Raw genomic sequence first — 18,071 nt, forward strand, 5'->3', positions numbered from 1 at the left:
CCAGCGGCCGTACAGGCCCGTCAGAGGGGCAGGATGACCCGCATCACGAGTCCGCCGCCCTCGCGCGGCTCCGCCATGATGCTGCCGTCGTGCGCCCGCACCACGGAACGCACGATGGACAGCCCCAGCCCGACGCCCTTGTCACTGCCGGTGCGCTCGGTGCGCAGCCGCCGGAAGGGCTCGAAGAGGTTCTCCACCTCATAGGCGGGGACCACCGGGCCGGTATTGGCGACCACCAGCACCGCACAGCCGGGCTGCGGCTCGGTGGTGACCTCGACCCAGCCCTCCTCGGGAACGTTGTAGCGCACCGCGTTCTGGACCAGATTGAGCGCGATCCGCTCCAGCAGCACACCATTGCCCTGCACGAAGACCTGCTGGCGCACCCCACGCAGCTCCACGCCCTTGGTCTGCGCCTCCGTACGGGCCTGGTCGACGGCCTGCGAGGCGACCTCGGCCAGATCCACCGGCTTCTTGTCCACAACCTTGTTCTCACTGCGGGCCAGCAGCAGCAGCCCCTCCACCAACTGCTCACTGCGCTCGTTGGTCGCCAGCAGCGTCTTCCCCAGCTGCGTCAGCTCCGGCGACGCCTCCGGGTCGGCGAGCTGGACCTCCAGCAGCGTGCGGTTGATCGCCAGCGGCGTCCGGAGCTCGTGCGAGGCGTTGGCCACGAAGCGCCGCTGCGACTCGAACGCCCGGTCCAGCCGGTCCAGCATCTCGTCGAAGGTGTCGGCCAGCTCCTTGAGCTCGTCGTCCGGACCGCCCAGCTCGATCCGGCGGTGCAGATCGGAACCGGCCACCCGCTGCGCGGTCCGCGTGATCCGCCCCAACGGCGACAGCACCCGCCCCGCCATCGCATAACCGAAGGCGAAAGCCACGATGGTCAGGCCGAGCAGGGCCAGCAGGGAGCGGTTGAGGAGGGTGTTGAGGGCGACCGCACGCTGATGCTGGAGGCAGCGGTCGACCGCTTCCTGGAGGATCTGCCCGGAGGTCTCGGTGGGCAGCGAACAGATGTCACTGGTGGCCTGGAACTTGCCGCCCAGGATCTTCAGCGGCAGCGTGCTGCCGTCGTGCAGCGCGGCCGCGGCCAGCATGTAGATGATCGTCAGCAGCACGATGCCGGCCATCAGGAACATGCCGCCGTACAGCAGCGTCAGCCGTATCCGGATGGTGGGGCGCAGCCAGGGGAAGGGCCGGGGGCTGACCGGTTTGGGATCCCAGGTGGGCTTGGGCGGGGTACCGGGAGGCGGGGTGGGCGCCGCCTTGGAGAACGAGGGCAACGAGGGCATCGCCGGTCAGATCCGGTAACCCGAGCCCGGGACCGTGACGATCACCGCGGGTTCGCCGAGTTTGCGGCGCAGCGTCATGACCGTGACCCGGACGACGTTGGTGAACGGGTCGGTGTTCTCGTCCCATGCCTTCTCCAGGAGCTGCTCGGCCGAGACGACCGTGCCCTCGCTGCGCATCAGGACCTCCAGCACCGCGAACTCCTTCGGCGCGAGCTGGACCTCCTTGCCGTCGCGGAAGACCTCGCGGCGGTTGGGGTCGAGCTTGATGCCGGCCCGCTCCAGGACGGGCGGCAGGGCGACGGTCGTACGGCGTCCCAGGGCGCGTACCCGGGCCGTCAGCTCGGTGAAGGCGAACGGCTTGGGAAGATAGTCGTCCGCGCCGATCTCCAGACCCTCCACCCGGTCGCTGACGTCGCCGGAGGCGGTGAGCATCAGGACGCGGGTCGGCAGTCCCAGCTCGATGAGTTTGCGGCAGACGTCGTCGCCGTGCACGAGCGGCAGGTCGCGGTCCAGGACGACCACGTCGTAGTCGTTGACCTCGATCCGCTCCAGGGCGGCAGCGCCGTCGTAGACCACGTCGACGGCCATGGCCTCCCGGCGCAGTCCGGTGGCCACCGCATCGGCGAGCAGCTGCTCGTCCTCGACGACGAGAACACGCACGTCGCTAGTCCTTCCTCAGGGCCCTCAGGGCAGGGCACAACAATGTCTCAAAGCCCCTCCATCCTGCCCCGAAGAGCCATAAACCGGCGGTAAGAGGGGGTGGCGAGGGGTCCGGGCGGGGGTGCGGGGCCCGGCCGGCGGGATTCCCGGGCGGGTTGAGGTTTCCCTGAGGTTTTCCGCGGGGAGGACGACTGCACACCCGCGATCACGCCCTGTACGGAGTATTGCCACGATCCGATCCATGGCAGGGACCACGCCGTGATCGATCCACCCTTCGGCACACCCCCGTGCCACCGACCCACGACGAGGGGGCGCACCATGGACGCGTTCACCACAGGCATTTTGCAGCGCATACAGAACACCGAAGCCGATCTGGACCAGGCCCGCGCGTCGGGCGACGACTTCCTCGCGGAGGTCGAGCAGGCGGAGCTCGAGGATCTGCGGCGGCTGGCCACCGAGCACGGCGTGCACATCGGCGCCGGCAGCACCGCCTGATCCCCCGGCCAGGTACGACGACAGCGCCCCGGCACCCGATGGACGGTGCCGGGGCGCTGTGCTGCCCGCCGGCGGGCGGCGCTAGTCGTGCCAGGCGCCCAGCTCGTCCAGGAGCGGCTGGAGCTGCTCGAAGAGGGCCGGGGACGCGGCGAGGGTCAGCTCGCCGGAGGCCGCCTCGCCGGGGCGTCCCCCGGTGAGCGCGCCGGCCTCGCGGGCGATCAGCTCGCCGGCCGCCAGGTCCCACGGGTTCAGGCCGCGCTCGTAGTAGGCGTCGAGGCGGCCGCAGGCCACATCGCACAGGTCGATCGCGGCCGAGCCGCCGCGCCGGATGTCCCGCACCCGCGGCAGCAGGGTGCGCACCACCTCGGCCTGCCCGGCCCGGCGCTCGGCGAGATAGCCGAAGCCGGTGGCGACCAGCGCCTGGGAGAGCGGCGGCGCGGGCCGGTGGTGCAGGCGCTCGCCGTCGCGGTACGCGCCGCCGCCGAGGACGGCCCGGTAGGTCTCGCCGCGCATCGGGGCGGCGACCACCCCGGCGACCGTCTCGCCGTCCTTCTCGGCCGCGATGGACACGGCCCAGGAGGGCAGCCCGTAAAGGTAGTTGACGGTGCCGTCGACGGGGTCGATCACCCAGCGCACCCCGCTGGTGCCCGCCACACTGGCGCCCTCCTCCCCCAGGAAGCCGTCGTCGGGGCGGTGCTCCGCGAGGAAGCCGGTGATCAGCTTCTCGGAGGCGATGTCCATCTCGGTGACGACATCGATGGGGCTGGTCTTGGTCGCGGCGACACCGAGGTCGGCGGGCCGGCCCTCGCGCAGCAGCGTCCCGGCGCGGCGGGCCGCTTCCAGGGCCAGTTCGAGGAGTTCGTCGTACAGCGGGTCGGACACGGGGCTCCTTGCTCGGGCGGGTGGTCGTGGGACGTTCCGGGGGTGCGGCGCGGGGGCGGCTACGCCGGGGCGGCGGCCGGGCCCGTCCAGTCCGCGCCGGCGGCGGCCGGGCGCGGACTGCGCGCGGGGCAGCAGCCGACCGGGCAGAGGTCGTGGCCGGCGCCGAGGGCGCCCAGCGCGCAGCGCCGCGGGGCGCCGCCGCGTTCCGCCTCCGCGCGCTCCAGGACGAGGTCGCGGACGGCCGCGGCGAACCGCGGATCGGCGCCGACGGTGGCCGACCGGGCGACCGGCAGCCCCAGTTCGGCGGCCTTGGCCGTGGCCTCCGTGTCGAGGTCGTAGCGGACCTCCATGTGGTCGGAGACGAATCCGATGGGGGCCATGACGACGGCGGGGACGCCCGCGGCGTGCCGCTCCTCCAGGTGGTCGCAGATGTCCGGTTCCAGCCAGGGGATGTGCGGGGCGCCGCTGCGGGACTGGTACACGAGCCGCCAGGGGTGGTCCACACCGGTCTCGGCGCGTACCGCGTCCGCGATCACCCGGGCCACGTCCAGGTGCTGGGCGACGTACGCACCGCCCGCGCCGTCGCGGGTGTGGTCCGCGGGGGTGCCGGAGGTGTCGGCGGCCGCGGTGGGGATCGAGTGCGTGGTGAAGGCGATATGGGCGCCGGCCCGGGTCTCGGGGGGCAGGGCGGCGAGCGAGGCCAGCACCCCGTCGATCATCGGGCGGACGAAGCCGGGGTGGTTGAAGTAGTGCCGGAGCTTGTCGACCCGCGGTACGGGCAGTCCCTCGGCCTGGAGGGTGCCGAGCGCACCGGCGAGGTTCTCGCGGTACTGCCTGCAGCCCGAGTACGAGGCGTACGCGCTGGTGGCCAGGACGGCGATGCGGCGGTGGCCGTCGGTGACCATCGTGCGCAGGGTGTCGGTCAGATACGGCGCCCAGTTGCGGTTGCCCCAGTAGACCGGCAGGTCGAGGCCGTGTTCGGCGAAGTCCTTGCGCAGCGCGTCCAGCAGCGCCCGGTTCTGGGCGTTGATGGGGCTGACGCCGTCGAACAGGAAGTAGTGCCGCCCCACTTCCTTGAGGCGCTCGCGGGGGATGCCGCGGCCGCGGGTGACGTTCTCCAGGAACGGGACGACGTCGTCGGGGCCTTCGGGGCCGCCGAAGGAGAGCAGCAGCAGGGCGTCGTAAGGACGGGGGTCGCCCCCACCGGAGCGAGAGGCGCAATCGCACTGTTCGGGCATGCCGTCGATCCTGCCACCCTTCCCGCGGAGGCGGCGGGCGGACCCCTGCCCGGCGGCTCCCGTGCCGGGGCCGGTCCCGGCACGGCCCCGTAGCCGCGGGCGCGGGCCCCGTGCGGGCTACCGGGGCGGTCGCCGGAAAACCCGGAGGCGGGCCGGGCCCCGGCACCCGTAATCTGTACCCGCCTCAGTCATTCCTTACCGAACCGGTTCTTCGGTCCTCACCCGGCGGAGCATCCCCGTTGCCCAGTCCCTACCGCGCCCTCTTCGGCCATCCCGGCACCAAATCCTTCTCCGCCGCCGGGCTGCTGGGCAGGATGCCGCTGTCGATGATGGGCATCGGCATCGTCACGATGGTCTCCCAGCTGACCGGCCGCTACGGCCTGGCCGGGGCGCTGTCCGCGACGATCGCGCTGTCCGCCGCCGCGCTGGGCCCGCAGATCTCCCGGCTGGTGGACCGGCACGGGCAGCGCCGGGTGCTGCGCCCGGCCACCCTCGTCTCGCTCGCCGCGGTCGCCGGGCTGCTGCTGAGCGCGCAGCAGCGCTGGGCGGACTGGACGCTCTTCGTCTTCGCGGCCTGCGTGGGCTGTGTGCCGAGCGTCGGCTCGATGATCCGGGCGCGCTGGGCGGACATCCACCGGGGCTCCCCGCGCGAGCTGCACACCGCGTACGCGTGGGAGTCGATCGTCGACGAGACGTGTTTCATCTTCGGTCCGATCCTCTCCATCGGGCTGTCGACGGCGTGGTTCCCGGAGGCGGGGCCGCTGCTGGCCGCCGGCTTCCTGGCCGTCGGCGTCTTCTGGCTGACCGCGCAGCGCGCGACGGAGCCGGTGCCGCAGTCGCGGGAGCAGCACGCCAAGGGGTCGGCGCTGCGCTCGCGGGGGCTGCAGGTGCTGGTCGTGACGTTCGTCGCGACCGGCGCGATCTTCGGTGCGGTCGATGTGGTGACCGTCGCGTTCGCCGAGGAGGAGGGCCACAAGGCAGCCGCCAGTCTGGTGCTGGCGGTCTACGCGCTCGGCTCGTGCGTGGCCGGTGCCGTCTTCGGGCTGCTGCATCTGAAGGGGCACGCGTCCCGCCGCTGGGTGGTGGGGGTCTGCGCGATGGCCGTGAGCATGGTGCCGCTCCAGTTGGCGGGGTCGCTGCCGGTGCTGGCGGTGGCGCTGTTCATCGCGGGGCTGTCGATAGCTCCGACGATGGTGACCACCATGGCGCTGGTCGAGGAGCATGTGCCGCGCACGCAGCTGACCGAGGGCATGACCTGGACGAGCACCGGGCTCGCGGTGGGCGTCGCGCTCGGTTCGTCGGCGGCCGGCTGGGTCGTGGACGCCTTCGGGGCGGGCCGCGGCTATCTGGTGCCGGGGGTGGCGGGCGCGCTCGCCGCGGTGGTGGCGTTCGCCGGCTACCGCAGGCTCCGGCCGCGGCCCCTGGCACCGGGCGCGCCGCCGGTCGCCGGGCACCACGGGCACGGCGGGCGGGACGCGCCGGCCGAGAAGCAGGACGAGGGGTCGGCCGCGTAGGCGGGGCACCCGCGGGCTCCGTGCGTTACCGGCGGTACGAGATGTCCGGGAGCCGGGCGATTCCGGCCGATTCCCCGCCCGTGTGATTCGCGTCACCCCTCCTGGATACCGCGTCGGTGACTGGCATCATGCGCTCACACCAACGGCGGCCGGACCCGGCCGGCCCGCGCGGAGCGGAGGGACGTCACCATGGCAGTCAGCGCCGTCGGCGGCTCGAACGGACGGTCCAAACGGGCCGGCCCCCGCCCGGCGGGACCGTGGCGCAACTGGGCGGGCAATGTCACCGCCCGCCCCGCCCGGACCGTCGCCCCCGCCACCACCGAGGAACTGGCCGCCGCCGTCCGCGCGGCCGCCGCGGACGGCCTGACCGTCAAGGCCGTCGGCACCGGCCACTCCTTCACCCCCGCGGCGGTCACCGACGGCCTGCTGATCCGCCCCGAGCGGCTGACCGGCGTCCGGAAGGTGGACCGCGCGGCCGGGACGGTGACCGTGGCTGCCGGGACGCCCCTCAAGCTGCTCAACGAGACGCTGGCCGCGCACGGGCTGTCGCTGACCAACATGGGCGACATCATGGAGCAGACCGTCTCCGGCGCCATCAGCACCGGTACCCACGGCACCGGCCGCGACTCCGCCTCGATCGCCGCCCAGATCACCGGCCTCGAACTGGTCACCGCCGACGGCTCGGTGCTCACCTGCGCCGCGGACCGGCACCCGGACGTCTTCGCGGCGGCCCGGCTGGGCCTGGGCGCGCTCGGCGTACTCACCGAGCTGACCTTCGCCGTCGAGCCGGAGTTCCTGCTGACCGCCCGCGAGGAGCCGATGGCCTTCGACGAAGTGACGGACCGGTTCGACGAGCTGGTCGCCGGGAACGAGCACTTCGAGTTCTACTGGTTTCCGCACACCGGCAATTGCAACACCAAGCGCAACAACCGCAGCCAGGGCCCGGCGGCGCCGCCCGGCCGGGTCAGCGGCTGGGTAGAGGACGAGCTGCTGTCCAACGGCGTCTTCGGGGCCGTCTGCGCCGTCGGCCGGGCCGTGCCCGCGGCGATACCGGGCATCGCCAAGATCTCCAGCCGCGCGCTGTCGGCCCGTACGTACACCGACATCCCGCACAAGGTCTTCACCTCGCCGCGCCGGGTGCGGTTCGTGGAGATGGAGTACGCGGTGGAGCGCGCGGCCGCCGTCGAGGCGCTGCGGGAGCTGAAGGCGATGGTGGAGCGCTCGGGGCTGCGGGTCAGCTTCCCGGTGGAGGTGCGCACCGCGCCGGCCGACGACATCCCGCTGTCCACCGCATCGGGGCGGGACACCGCCTATATCGCCGTGCACATGTACCGCGGAACGCCGCACGAGGCGTATTTCGCGGCCACCGAGCGGATCATGACGGCGCACGGCGGCCGCCCGCACTGGGGAAAGCTGCACACCCGCGACGCCGGTTACCTCGCCGCCGCCTACCCGCGCTTCGCCGATTTCACCGCGGTGCGCGACCGGCTGGACCCGGAGCGCCGGTTCGCCAACGGCTATCTGCGGCGGGTCCTGGGCGACTGACGCGCGACGGCCGCGCCTTCTTACGGGGCGTTCGGGTCCGGGGCCTGCTGCTGCCCGCCGGTGTTCTTCTGCTCGTCCTGGCCCTGGCCACCGGTGGATCCGGTGCCGCCGCCGTTCCCACCGCCGGTGCCGCTCTCGCCGCCGGTGCCGCTGGAGTGGCTCGGGGACGGGGCGGGGGACGGGGACGTGTCGGGGCCCGGCGAGGTCTTACCGCCGTCGCTCGGGGTGGGGGCCGGGGACTGCTTTCCGCTGTCCTTGCCCGTGCCGGTGGAGCCGGTGGTCCCGGGGTCGGACGACGCACCGCCGGTGCCGTGGCCACCGGTGCCGGGGTCCGTCGAGTGGCCGGGGTCGGGCGACCGGGGCGCGCTGGGCTGGTGCCGGCCGTTGCCACCGGTGTTGGTGATGTTGCTCAGCGTCGTGCCCGGTGCGCCGCTCGGCGTCTCGCCGGAGATCATCTCGATGCCGGTGACCACCCCCATGGCGAGAACGAAGACCGCGAGCGCACCGAGCGCCGGCCGTTTCCAGCCACGCATCCGGGTGCCGTACGTCGCGGTGCTGACCTCTTCCATCCCGTGCGGCGCGGTGGCCGCGGCCGCACGGGGCGCCGGCTGCCCCAACGCCATGGTCCGGTCGTCGAGGCGCGGCACCAGCTGCGTCTTGTCGGTGGGCCGCCCCTGGCCGGCGGCGTCCACCGGCAGCGCGCGGGTCGCGTCGGGGTCGGCGGGGCGCAGCAGCCGCGTCGCGTCGTCGGCCCCCGGACCGGGGTGCGCACCGGCCGGGTCGCGCGGGTGCGCGTGGCCGGCCTGCGGCATCAGCTGCGTACGGTCCGTGTCGGGGCCGGTGGTCCGGGCGGTGGTGCCGTCCGTGGCGTGCGGAGTGCCGACGGCGGGCTGCACGCCCGTGGGTTCGGTGTGCGGCGCAGGCGCCGCGGCGGAGCGGTTGCGGATGACGGAGGAGCGGCGCGGTTTCGGCCGGGTGGTGACCGTCGCTTCCTTGAGCTGCTCACCGGTCCGCCGGAACAGATGCTGGAATACCGAGCCGCCGGTGGTGGCCACGACACTGACCACGCCCGCGCCGATGATGGTTCCGTACACGCCGAGCTGGCCCGCAAGATAGGCGGCGACGGCCGCCGCGAGAGCACTGCCCGCGACCTGAGCGACGCTCAGGTCGATCCGTTTCTCCTTCTTCTCGGTGTCGGTTTCGGTTTTTTCGTCCATCTCCAGCCTCTGATCGACCCTTCGATCCATCTTGCACTGAGAAGGGACCATTCGGCGGAGTCAATAGTTCCGAATCTGGGCAATGTGTGAACCTCACCACCTGTAACCCCGGTAGAGAGATCGACAAGGCGACTCGCCGTCACCGAGCCCCGGAAGTTCGGCGGCGCGGCGGTCCACCTCAGTGGCCCGAATGGAGTACTGTGGCGAGCCCTGGCCCCGGTTCCCGTCCGGCTGCCCGGACCCGCGGGGAAGGGCCCTGAAGGCGGCACTCTCCCTGGGGCGCCGCCGCTCGGCACGGGTGACCGGAGACAGGACAGGCGGCATGGTCACTGAGCGTTGCGAACTGGTAACCGTGTCATAACGGCGTTTCTGGGCCAAGCCCCGACACGCCGGGCAACTCGGCAATGTTGTGGCAGGCTGCACCCGGGCAGGCCACACTCGACTAGCGGAAGCAGCGACGCACGTGACGTCGGCAGGCACCACCCGGGAGGTCCCCATGCCCGAACTGCGTGTCGTGGCCGTCTCCAACGACGGCACACGGCTGGTGCTCAAAGCTGCGGACAGCACCGAGTACACGCTTCCGATCGATGAGCGGCTGCGCGCCGCCGTCCGCAACGACCGTGCGCGGCTCGGCCAGATCGAGATCGAGGTCGAGAGCCATCTGCGCCCGCGGGACATCCAGGCGCGGATAAGAGCAGGTTCGTCCGCGGAAGAGGTGGCCCAGCTCGCCGGCATCCCCGTCGACCGTGTCCGCCGTTTCGAGGGCCCGGTGCTCGCGGAGCGCGCGTTCATGGCCGAGCGGGCCCGCAAGACCCCCGTGCGGCGGCCCGGCGAGAACACCGGTCCGCAGCTCGGCGAGGCGGTCGCGGAGCGGCTGCTGCTGCGCGGCGCCGACAAGGAGAGCGCCCAGTGGGACTCCTGGCGCCGGGACGACGGCACCTGGGAAGTCCTGCTGGTCTACCGCATCGCGGCCGAACCGCGCTCGGCGACCTGGACGTACGACCCGCCCCGGCGGCTCGTCCAGGCCGTGGACGACGAGGCGCGGGCGCTGATCGGTGAGGCCGATGACACCCCCGAGCCGAGTTTCCCGTTCGTGCCCCGGATCGCGCGGCTGCCGCGCGACCGACCGCTGGACCGCGCCCTGGACCGGCAGATGCCGGACCGCGGTGAGCGCTCGGCGCTGGGCTCGGGCGACGAGGCCGAGCCCGAGGAGGCCATCAGTGAGCGCGAGCGGGATTCGCTGACCAGTCTGCTGGAGGCGGTGCCGAGTTTCCGCGGCGACATGATCGTGCCGGAGAGCGCGAAGACGCCGCACGGCGACGAGGCGATGGAGGACGAGGTCGAGGAGCCGCCCGCCCCGGCGGCGAGCGCCGGCGCGGGTTCCGCGTACGCCGACGTCCTGATGCCCCGGGCGGTGGCCGGCCACCGCGACCGGCTGACCGGGACGACCGACCGGCAGGCCGAGGCGGACGGCGTACGGCCCGGACGCCGGGCCGCCGTACCGAGCTGGGACGAGATCGTCTTCGGCACCCGCCGCAAGAAGCCGGAGTAGCCGGCGCACCGGCCGTCCGCGCCGGATGACCGCCGTCATGACGTCACTGAGCCCGCCCCCTGGTGACAGGGGGCGGGCTCAGCGCGTTGCACGGGTCCTACGGGTCAGCCCGGCTCGGGGCCGGTGGCGACCGGGCGGGACGGGTCGGCCGACCATTCGCTCCAGGAGCCGACGTACAGCGCGGCGGGGACGCCCGCGACCGCGAGCGCGAGCACCTCGTGGGCGGCGGAGACACCGGAGCCGCAGTAGACGCCGACCTCCACGTCGGCCGTGGCGCCCAGCGAGGTGAACCGCCGGGCCAGCTCGGCGGCGGTACGGAAGGTGGTGCCGTCCTCGGTGACGTTCTCGCCGGTCGGCGCGGACACGGCGCCCGGGATGTGGCCGCCGACGCGGTCGATGGGCTCCACCTCGCCGCGGTAGCGCTCGGCGGCCCGCGCGTCCAGGAGGACACCGCGGCGGGCCAGTGCGGCGGCGTCGTCCGCGGTCAGCAGCGGCAGGTTCCCTGGGACGGGGGTGAAGTCGCCGGGCTCCGGGGCGGGCGGCGCGTCCGTCAGGGTGCCGCCGGCCGCCCGCCAGGCGGCCAGGCCGCCGTCCAGGACCCGGACATCGGGGTGGCCCGTCCAGCGCAGCAGCCACCAGGCGCGGGCGGCGGCCCAGCCCTGGCCGCCGTCGTGGACGACCACGGGGCGGTCCGCGCGGACGCCGGCCGCCCGCATGGCCGCCCCGAAGACGGTGAGATCCGGGAGCGGGTGCCGGCCGGCCGGGCCGGCGGCTCCGGCCAGTTCGCCGTCGAGGTCCGTATAGACGGCGCCGGGCAGATGCCCGGCCTCGTACTCCTGGCGGCCGGGCGGGCCGCCGAGCTGCCAGCGGACGTCCAGAAGTACCGGTGCGGCGGGCCCCGCCAACTCGCTCGCGAGTTCGGTAGCGGTGATGATGACATTCATGGGACTCATCCTTGCGTAGCGATGGCTACGTACAGAAGGTGTGTACCCACCCTCCGTATGGCGGAGTTGCGTCCCCAGGCAACGCCGCCGAAACGGACGCGAAACGCCAAAATGGACATTCTCTCCCGGGAACGTGACGCCGACGGCGCGGCCGGGGCACACAGCAGGTCAGAGGGTGCGAGCATCTGCTCGGAACCGGCACCCACCCCCACACCGCCACCACTTCGATGGTCCGAGGAGAGAGTGACAATGACGACCGAGGCAGCGACCCGGCGGATGCCCGGCGCGCCCTGCTGGGTGAGCCTCCTGGCGCACGGCCTGACCGCGACCCAGGAGTTCTACGGCGCGCTCTTCGGCTGGGAGTACCGCCCGGGGCCACAGCACTTCGGTCCGTACGCCCGCGCGTACCTCGACGGCCGGGAGGTGGCCGGGCTCGGCGGGCTGCCGCCCGACCGCCGGCTGCCGGTCGCCTGGACCACCTATCTGGCCAGCGACGACGCGGACACGACCGCCGAGCAGATCCGTTCCTGCGGCGGGACGGTGGGCGTCGGCCCGCTGGACGCCGACGACGCGGGGCGGATGGCGATCGGCTCCGATCCGCAGGGCGCGATCTTCGGCATCTGGCAGGGCAGGTCGATGACCGGCACCGCGGTCACCGGGGTGCCGGGCACCCCGGTGTGGAACGAGCTGGTCACCCGGGAGACGAGCACCGTCGGGGCGTTCTACGAGCATGTCTTCGGCTACGAGTCGGAGGCGGTGGTCTCGGCCGACTTCGACTATCTGACGCTGTACCTCAAGGGGCGGCCGGTGGCGGGCATCCACGGCGTGGGCAACGCCCTGCCGCGCGACCGGGGGCCGCACTGGCTGACGTACTTCGCCGTCTCGGACACCGACGCCGCGGCGCGCCGGGTCGCCGAACTGGGCGGGCATGTCCTGCGGCCGCCGCGGGACTCCGCGCACGGGCGGCTGGCGACGGTCGCCGACAGCGAGGGCGCCGCCTTCCGGATCATCCAGCAGAGCTGACCGCCGACGGCTCGGGCGGCGGCGGTCCGCCGGTCCCCCGGCCGCGCTACCGCGGGGTGTCGACGGGCAGGACATCCGGGGAGAGCGCGGCCGCGTGGGCGGTGGCGGAGGTCTGCCGGCGGCGGTGATGGCGGCGGCACAGCACCTCGTAACCGACCTCCGCGGGCCCGCCGTCCACGTCACCGACGACATCGCCGACGACGACCTGGGCGCCCTCGACGACCATCCGGCCGTCGACGGTGCGGGCGTTGTGCGTGGCCTTGGCGCCGCACCAGCACAGCGCTTCGACCTGGAGGACCTCTATCCGGTCGGCGAGTTCGACCAAGCGCTGGGAGCCGGGGAAGAGCTTGCTGCGGAAGTCGGTGGTGATACCGAACGCAAAGACGTCCAGGCCGAGGTCGTCGACGATGCGGGCGAGCTGGTCGACCTGTTCGGGGGCGAGGAACTGCGCCTCGTCGGCGATGACGTAGTCGACCCGGCCGCCGGCGGTGAGCCGGCCGACGACATGGGTGTAGAAGTCCATGTCGTCGGCCGCCTCGACGGCCTCGGTGACCAGACCGAGGCGGGAGGAGAGCTTGCCGCGGCCGGCCCGGTCGTCGCGGCTGCAGATCATGCCTTGCAGACCGCGGGCCGACCGGTTGTGCTCGATCTGCAGCGCGAGGGTCGACTTCCCGCAGTCCATCGTTCCGGAGAAGAACACCAGCTCGGGCATGGGGTGTCGCGGGCCTTTCGGGCTCGTACGGAGGGGGTGGGGACGGCGCGCGGGGCGGGTCAGGTACGGACTTCCAGGAGGGGCACCAGCTGCTCCACCGGGGTCATCGAACCGTGCATGCCGACCATCTCCGATTCGCGGGGCTCGCGTTCGGTCGCGATGATCACCATGTCGGCGTGCGCGGCCGCCACCACATCACCGATGCGGCCGCGGACCCGGTCGTCGACGTGCGGGCCGAACCATCCGGCGGCGATGGCCTCTTCGCGGCTCGCCACCCACATCTGGTCACCGACCACCTCGCGCCAGACGGCGAGCACATCGGCGGCGGCCCCCTGGTGGGCGTAGACATGCCGGGCCCGGCCCTCGCCGCCCAACAGGCGCACGCCGGCGCGCAGTTCCCAGTCCTCGTCGAAGTCGATCCGGGAGTCGGGGCCGAAGGGGATGTCGATCATGCCGTGGTCGGCGGTGATGTAGAGGGCGGAGCGCGGCGGGAGCTGCTCGGCCAGCCGCTGCGCGAGGCGGTCGACGTACATGAGCTGGCCGCGCCAGGCATCGGAATCGACGCCGTAGCGGTGCCCGTTGCCGTCGACCTCGGCGTAGTACGTGTAGACCAGCGCGCGGTCGCCGGCGGCGAGCTGCTCGGCGGCGAGGTCCATCCGGTCCTCGCCGGAGAGCCGGCCGTGGAAGGTACCGCCGCTGAGCGCGATCTTGGTGAGCGGGGTCTGCTGGAAGTGCGGCGCGGAGACCTGGCAGGTGTGGATGCCGGCGGCGTCCGCCAGCTGGAAGACCGTCGGATAGGGCTGCCAGGCATGCGGATCGGTCCACGGCTGCCAGCGCAGCTGGTTCATCAGTGCGCCGGTGTCCGGGTTCTCGCAGGTGTATCCGGGCAGGCCGTGGGCGCCCGGCGGCAGGCCGGTGCCGACCGAGGCGAGCGAGGTGGCGGTGGTGGCGGGGAAGCCCGCGGTGAGCGGGCGGCCGCTGCCGTTGCACGAGGTGCCCAGGAGGGAGGTGAGGAACGGTGCCTCGTCGGGGTGGGCACGCAGCAGTTCCCAGCCGAGTCCGTCGATCAGGAAGACGCAGGCGCGGTCGGCGGGGGCCAGCTCCATCGGTGCGCTCAGGTCCGTGAGCCCCTGGCCCGCGACGATGGCGGGCAGCAGGTCGGCGAGTGAGCCGCTGCGGTAGCGCGGCACCGGTGCGGTGAGCGGGTCGAGCGGTTCGGGTTCCGGCCAGGCGGGGGCGGCGGTGTGCGCCATCAGCGGGCGCTGGTGGTGGCCGCGGTGGCCTCGGAGAGTGCCTGGGCGAAGGTCAGCGTCTCGCGGACCGAGTCCGGTCCGTCGCCCGCCTCGCTGACCCGCAGCGAGAGGTCGTCCGCGGTGGAGGAGCCCGTGTAACCGTGGTCCGCCTCGCAGTTGGGGTCGCCGCAGCTGGCGGGCTCCAGGTCGAGGCGGGCGACGGCGCCCCAGCCGATGGTGAGGACGACCTCGCGGGGCAGCTGCCCGGGGGTGTACGACTCGGGGTTGGCGACCACCCGGCTGAGCACCACGGAGGAGATCCGGCCGAGCTTGACGGACTCGGTGGAGGTCGTGGCGTACGGCGACGGGGAGGTGGCGTCGGCGGCCTGCTCGTCGGTGTGGCTGACGATGAAGCGGGTGCCGGTCAGGACGAGGACGGTGACATGGCGGCGGACCTCGTTGGCGTCGAAGGTCGTCTCCTGATGCACCAGGTACGACACGACCGGCTCGCCGCCGACCGCGGCCTGCACCGCCTCGGCCACGAGGGCCGGGTAATAGCCGCTGCGCTCGATCGCCGCGCGCAGCCCCTGGGTCGTCGTACCGGTCTTAGCCATGACATCCATCTTACGGGGCGTACCGCGCCGGGCGAGCCTCAGTAGACAGGTAGCCGACGGGGGCCCAGGTCGGTGGTGGCGGGGGCCCGCGCCAGGCGGACGGCGGCCCCCAGGACGGAGACGCCGTGCGGGGCGACGACGGCCGGTTCGAGGTCGATGCCGACCACCTCGGGGTGGTCGTCGACGAGCCGGGAGACGCGCAGCAGCACCTCCGCGAGGGCGCCGGTGTCCACGGGCTGCGAACCGCGCCAGCCGAAGAGGAGCGGGGCGGCGCGGATCGACCGGATCTGGTCGGCGACATCGCGGTCGGTGGCGGGGATGAGGCGGTGGGCGATATCGCCGAGCAGCTGGGAGGGGGCGCCGGCCAGGCCGAAGGAGAGGACGGCGCCGACGGCCGGGTCGATGGCGGCGCGGATGACGGTGTCGACGCCGCGCGGCGCCATCGCCTGGACGACCGGGCGTAGCTCTTCGGGCGAGCCGAGGGAGTCGGTCAGTTCGGCGTAGGTGCGCCGGAGTTCGGTCTCGTTCGCCACGTCGAGGCGGACGCCGCCGAGGTCGGCGCGGTGGCGCAGGTGGGGGGCGGTGGTCTTGAGGGCGACGGGGTAGCCGAGGCGGGCGGCGGCGCGGACCGCGGTATCCGGGTCGGGGGCGGGGAGGGTGGGGAGGGTGGGGATGCCGTAGCGGGCGAGGAGGGATGCGGCGTCGTCCGGCGGCAGCGGGACGGACCGGCCGGTGTCCGCGCCGGGGGTGAGCCGGTCGAGCAGCCGCGCGATGTCGGCGCCGGCCGCCGCCTCCTGGATGTCGTCGTACTCGGGTACCCGGCCCGGTTCGGCGGCCGCCCGGCGCCAGGCCGCGTAGTGCACCGCCTCGGCGAGCGAGCGCACGGCCCGCTCGGCGGCGGGGTAGGCGGGGATGTGGGCAGGGGTGGTGGGGGCTTCCGTGGCCTGCGCGGGGGCCGGGGCGCGGGGCGTGGTCGGGGCGGGGGTCGCGGGCCGGGAGTGCGGGGGCGCTGCCGCCTCGTGAGCCGTGTGCGCCTCGTCCGCCGTACGCGGCTGGTGCGCTGTGCGGGTCTCGTGCGTCGTGTGTGCTTCGTACGCGGTGTGGGGTCCGTGTGCCGTGGGTGCCGCGCGGTCCGGTGATGGTTCCGGGGGCGGCCCCGCCGGTGCCGCGAGCGCCTCGGCCAGGGAGTCCATCGCGAGGTGGACGACGGCCACCGGCTTCGCCGGGTCGCCGGCGGCCCCGGCGCGCAGCGCGGCGGCGAGCGCGGCGCCCTCCCGTTCGCTCGCGGAGACCGCGCTCCCCTCCCCCACCCAGGGCACGGCCGTGACCACGGCGGCGTCGCAGTCGTCGCGCGCCAGCGCCTCGGCGAGCGCCGTGCGGAAGTCGGCCGGTGTCGCCGACGAGGCCAGCACCCGGGGGCGCAGCGGGCGCAGCCCCTCGGTCAGGCAGGCGTCGTAGGCGAGCAGGGCGAGCGATTCGGCGTTGCCGAGGATGGCGATCCGCGGGCCGGCCGGCAGCGGCTGGGAGGCCAGCAGCAGCCCGGCGTCGATGAGTTCGGTGACGGTGTCGACCCGGATCACGCCGGCCTGGCGCATCAGGGCGGCGACGGTGCTGTCCGCGATGCGGACGGTGGGGACGGTGTGACCGGGGGGTGCGGCGCCGCTGTGCCGGGCGCCCTTGGCGACCACGACCGGTTTGACGGCGGCGGTGCGGCGGGCGAGCCGGGTGAACTTGCGCGGGTTGCCGATGGACTCCAGATAGAGGATCGCGACATCCGTCTGCGGGTCGTCGTACCAGTACTGGAGGAGGTCGTTGCCGGAGACGTCGGCGCGGTTGCCGGCGGAGACGAAGGTGGAGATGCCGGCGATACCGCCGTCGCCGGGGCCGCGTGCGTGCAGCCCGCTGAGCAGGGCGATGCCGATCGCGCCGGACTGGGTGAACAGGCCGATCCGGCCGGCACCGGGCATCCGTGGGGCGAACGAGGCGTTCAGCCGGACGGCGGGGGCGGTGTTGATCAGGCCGAAGGCGTTGGGCCCGATGAGCCGCATGCCGTAGGAGCGGGCCTGGCGGAGCACCGCGCGCTGCCGTTCGCGGCCTTCCGGGCCGGACTCGGCGTAACCGGAGGACAGGATCAGGACGCCCTGGACACCGTGTTCGCCGCAGTCGCGGACCACGTCGGGGACCCGGTCGGCGGGGACGGCGATGACGGCGAGGTCGACCGGGCCGGGGATCTCGCGCAGCGCGCGGACGGCCGGCACCCCCTCGGGATCCAGCCGGTCCAGCTCCGGGGGGAAGGCATGGTTGACGGCGTGGATGCGGCCGGTGAAGCCGGAGTCGAGGAGGTTGCGCAGGGCGGCGCGGCCGACGCCGCCGGGGGCGCGGCCCGTGCCGATGACGGCGACCGAGCCGGGGGCGAGCAGCCGCTGGACGGAGCGGGCCTCGGCGCGCTGTTCCCGGGCGCGCATCACGGCGAGGGACTGCTCGGTGGGTTCGAGGTCGAATTCCAGGCGGACGACGCCGTCTTCGAAGGTGCGCTGCTGGGTGTAGCCGGCGTCCGTGAACACCTTGATCATCTTGGTGTTCGCGGGGAGCACCTCGGCGGCGAACCGGCGGATGCCCCGCTCGCGGGCGACGGCGGCGATGTGCTCCAGGAGGGCGGAGGCGACACCGCGGCCCTGGTGGGCGTCCTGGACGAGGAAGGCGACCTCGGCCTGGTCGTCGCCGGGGTCCCTGGCGGGCAGGCCCTGGTCGTTGATGCGGTCGTAGCGGACGGTGGCGATGAACTCACCGCCCACGGTGGCGGCCAGACCGACGCGGTCGACGTAGTCGTGGTGGGTGAAGCGGTGCACATCGCGGTCGGACAGCCGGGGGTAGGGCGCGAAGAAGCGGTAGTACTTCGACTCGTCCGAGACCTGTTCGTAGAAGGAGACCAGCCGCTGGGCGTCGTCGGGGGCGATGGGGCGGATGCGTGCGGTGCCGCCGTCGCGCAGCACCACGTCGGCTTCCCAGTGGGTCGGGTACGCGGGGTCCGGCGGCGTCTGCATGCGGCCAGGGTACGACCGGGCACCGACAACCGGCCCGGTATGTACGCTCGGGGGCGGAGCGGTCCGCGGGCGGTGTGCGGACGGGCGGGCCGGACCCGCGGGGACCCGTCCGG

15 protein-coding genes are annotated in these 18,071 nt (G+C 73.6%); 5 read left to right on the plus strand and 10 right to left on the minus strand.

Translation table 11 applies throughout. From position 1 onward, the window contains the following. Positions 1 to 20 precede the first annotated feature (20 nt). Together IH09_RS23240 and IH09_RS23245 are read right to left on the minus strand one after the other, a co-directional pair. Positions 21 to 1,286, minus strand: coding sequence for a sensor histidine kinase (locus IH09_RS23240; RefSeq protein WP_052859402.1), 1,266 nt, complete (start codon positions 1,284 to 1,286; stop codon positions 21 to 23). Between the two features lie 6 nt (positions 1,287 to 1,292). Next, positions 1,293 to 1,946: a response regulator transcription factor gene (locus IH09_RS23245; protein ID WP_052859403.1), complete on the minus strand. Its 654-nt coding sequence runs from the start codon at positions 1,944 to 1,946 to the stop codon at positions 1,293 to 1,295. 318 nt (positions 1,947 to 2,264) lie between these two features. Between IH09_RS23245 and IH09_RS39255 the strand changes: the two genes are divergently transcribed. Then, a complete protein-coding gene (locus IH09_RS39255; RefSeq protein WP_165485014.1) occupies positions 2,265 to 2,441 on the plus strand; it encodes a hypothetical protein in 177 nt (58 codons plus the stop codon). 81 nt (positions 2,442 to 2,522) lie between these two features. On the opposite strand, the gene IH09_RS23250 is transcribed toward IH09_RS39255, so the two are convergent. Next, a complete protein-coding gene (locus IH09_RS23250; protein ID WP_052859404.1) occupies positions 2,523 to 3,323 on the minus strand; it encodes an inositol monophosphatase family protein in 801 nt (266 codons plus the stop codon). A 59-nt stretch (positions 3,324 to 3,382) separates the two neighbouring features. Next, entirely contained in the window at positions 3,383 to 4,561 is a 1,179-nt protein-coding gene (locus IH09_RS23255; protein ID WP_052859405.1) for a ferrochelatase, read from the minus strand. A gap of 239 nt (positions 4,562 to 4,800) precedes the next feature. Between IH09_RS23255 and IH09_RS23260 the strand changes: the two genes are divergently transcribed. Both IH09_RS23260 and IH09_RS23265 read left to right on the plus strand, forming a co-directional pair. After that, positions 4,801 to 6,075, plus strand: coding sequence for an MFS transporter (locus IH09_RS23260; protein WP_052859406.1), 1,275 nt, complete (start codon positions 4,801 to 4,803; stop codon positions 6,073 to 6,075). 189 nt (positions 6,076 to 6,264) lie between these two features. Continuing rightward, positions 6,265 to 7,620, plus strand: a complete 1,356-nt coding sequence (locus IH09_RS23265; protein WP_052859407.1) for a D-arabinono-1,4-lactone oxidase — start codon at positions 6,265 to 6,267, stop codon at positions 7,618 to 7,620. A gap of 20 nt (positions 7,621 to 7,640) precedes the next feature. Here IH09_RS23265 and IH09_RS23270 read toward each other — a convergent pair whose 3' ends face one another. Then, the gene (locus IH09_RS23270) at positions 7,641 to 8,837 is read right to left on the minus strand and encodes a hypothetical protein (RefSeq protein ID WP_052859408.1); all 1,197 of its coding nucleotides are present in this window, start codon (positions 8,835 to 8,837) and stop codon (positions 7,641 to 7,643) included. Positions 8,838 to 9,333: 496 nt separating this feature from the next. Here IH09_RS23270 and sepH point away from each other — a divergent pair, with 496 nt between their 5' ends. After that, the gene (gene sepH, locus IH09_RS23275; RefSeq protein WP_052859409.1) at positions 9,334 to 10,389 is read left to right on the plus strand and encodes a septation protein SepH; all 1,056 of its coding nucleotides are present in this window, start codon (positions 9,334 to 9,336) and stop codon (positions 10,387 to 10,389) included. A gap of 104 nt (positions 10,390 to 10,493) precedes the next feature. On the opposite strand, the gene IH09_RS23280 is transcribed toward sepH, so the two are convergent. Further along, entirely contained in the window at positions 10,494 to 11,333 is an 840-nt protein-coding gene (locus IH09_RS23280) for a sulfurtransferase (RefSeq protein WP_052859410.1), read from the minus strand. A 249-nt stretch (positions 11,334 to 11,582) separates the two neighbouring features. Here IH09_RS23280 and IH09_RS23285 point away from each other — a divergent pair, with 249 nt between their 5' ends. Continuing rightward, entirely contained in the window at positions 11,583 to 12,356 is a 774-nt protein-coding gene (locus IH09_RS23285) for a VOC family protein (RefSeq protein ID WP_052859411.1), read from the plus strand. Between the two features lie 46 nt (positions 12,357 to 12,402). On the opposite strand, the gene IH09_RS23290 is transcribed toward IH09_RS23285, so the two are convergent. From IH09_RS23290 to IH09_RS23305, 4 genes are read right to left on the minus strand one after another with little or no spacing between them, the layout of a single operon-like run. Further along, complete coding sequence (locus IH09_RS23290) at positions 12,403 to 13,068, minus strand: thymidine kinase (protein ID WP_052859412.1); 666 nt, start codon at positions 13,066 to 13,068, stop codon at positions 12,403 to 12,405. Between the two features lie 59 nt (positions 13,069 to 13,127). Then, the gene (locus IH09_RS23295) at positions 13,128 to 14,321 is read right to left on the minus strand and encodes an alkaline phosphatase family protein (RefSeq protein ID WP_052859413.1); all 1,194 of its coding nucleotides are present in this window, start codon (positions 14,319 to 14,321) and stop codon (positions 13,128 to 13,130) included. Next, positions 14,321 to 14,914 (minus strand): DUF5998 family protein, encoded by a 594-nt coding sequence (locus IH09_RS23300; protein ID WP_052859451.1) that lies wholly within the window; start codon positions 14,912 to 14,914, stop codon positions 14,321 to 14,323. Before IH09_RS23300 ends, IH09_RS23295 begins: the two co-directional genes overlap by 1 nt. 38 nt (positions 14,915 to 14,952) lie before the next feature. Further along, positions 14,953 to 17,958: a bifunctional acetate--CoA ligase family protein/GNAT family N-acetyltransferase gene (locus tag IH09_RS23305; RefSeq protein ID WP_052859414.1), complete on the minus strand. Its 3,006-nt coding sequence runs from the start codon at positions 17,956 to 17,958 to the stop codon at positions 14,953 to 14,955. Positions 17,959 to 18,071: the final 113 nt, after the last annotated feature.

It is taken from the genome of Streptomyces celluloflavus, assembly GCA_000720995.1.
Classification (GTDB): domain Bacteria; phylum Actinomycetota; class Actinomycetes; order Streptomycetales; family Streptomycetaceae; genus Streptomyces; species Streptomyces celluloflavus.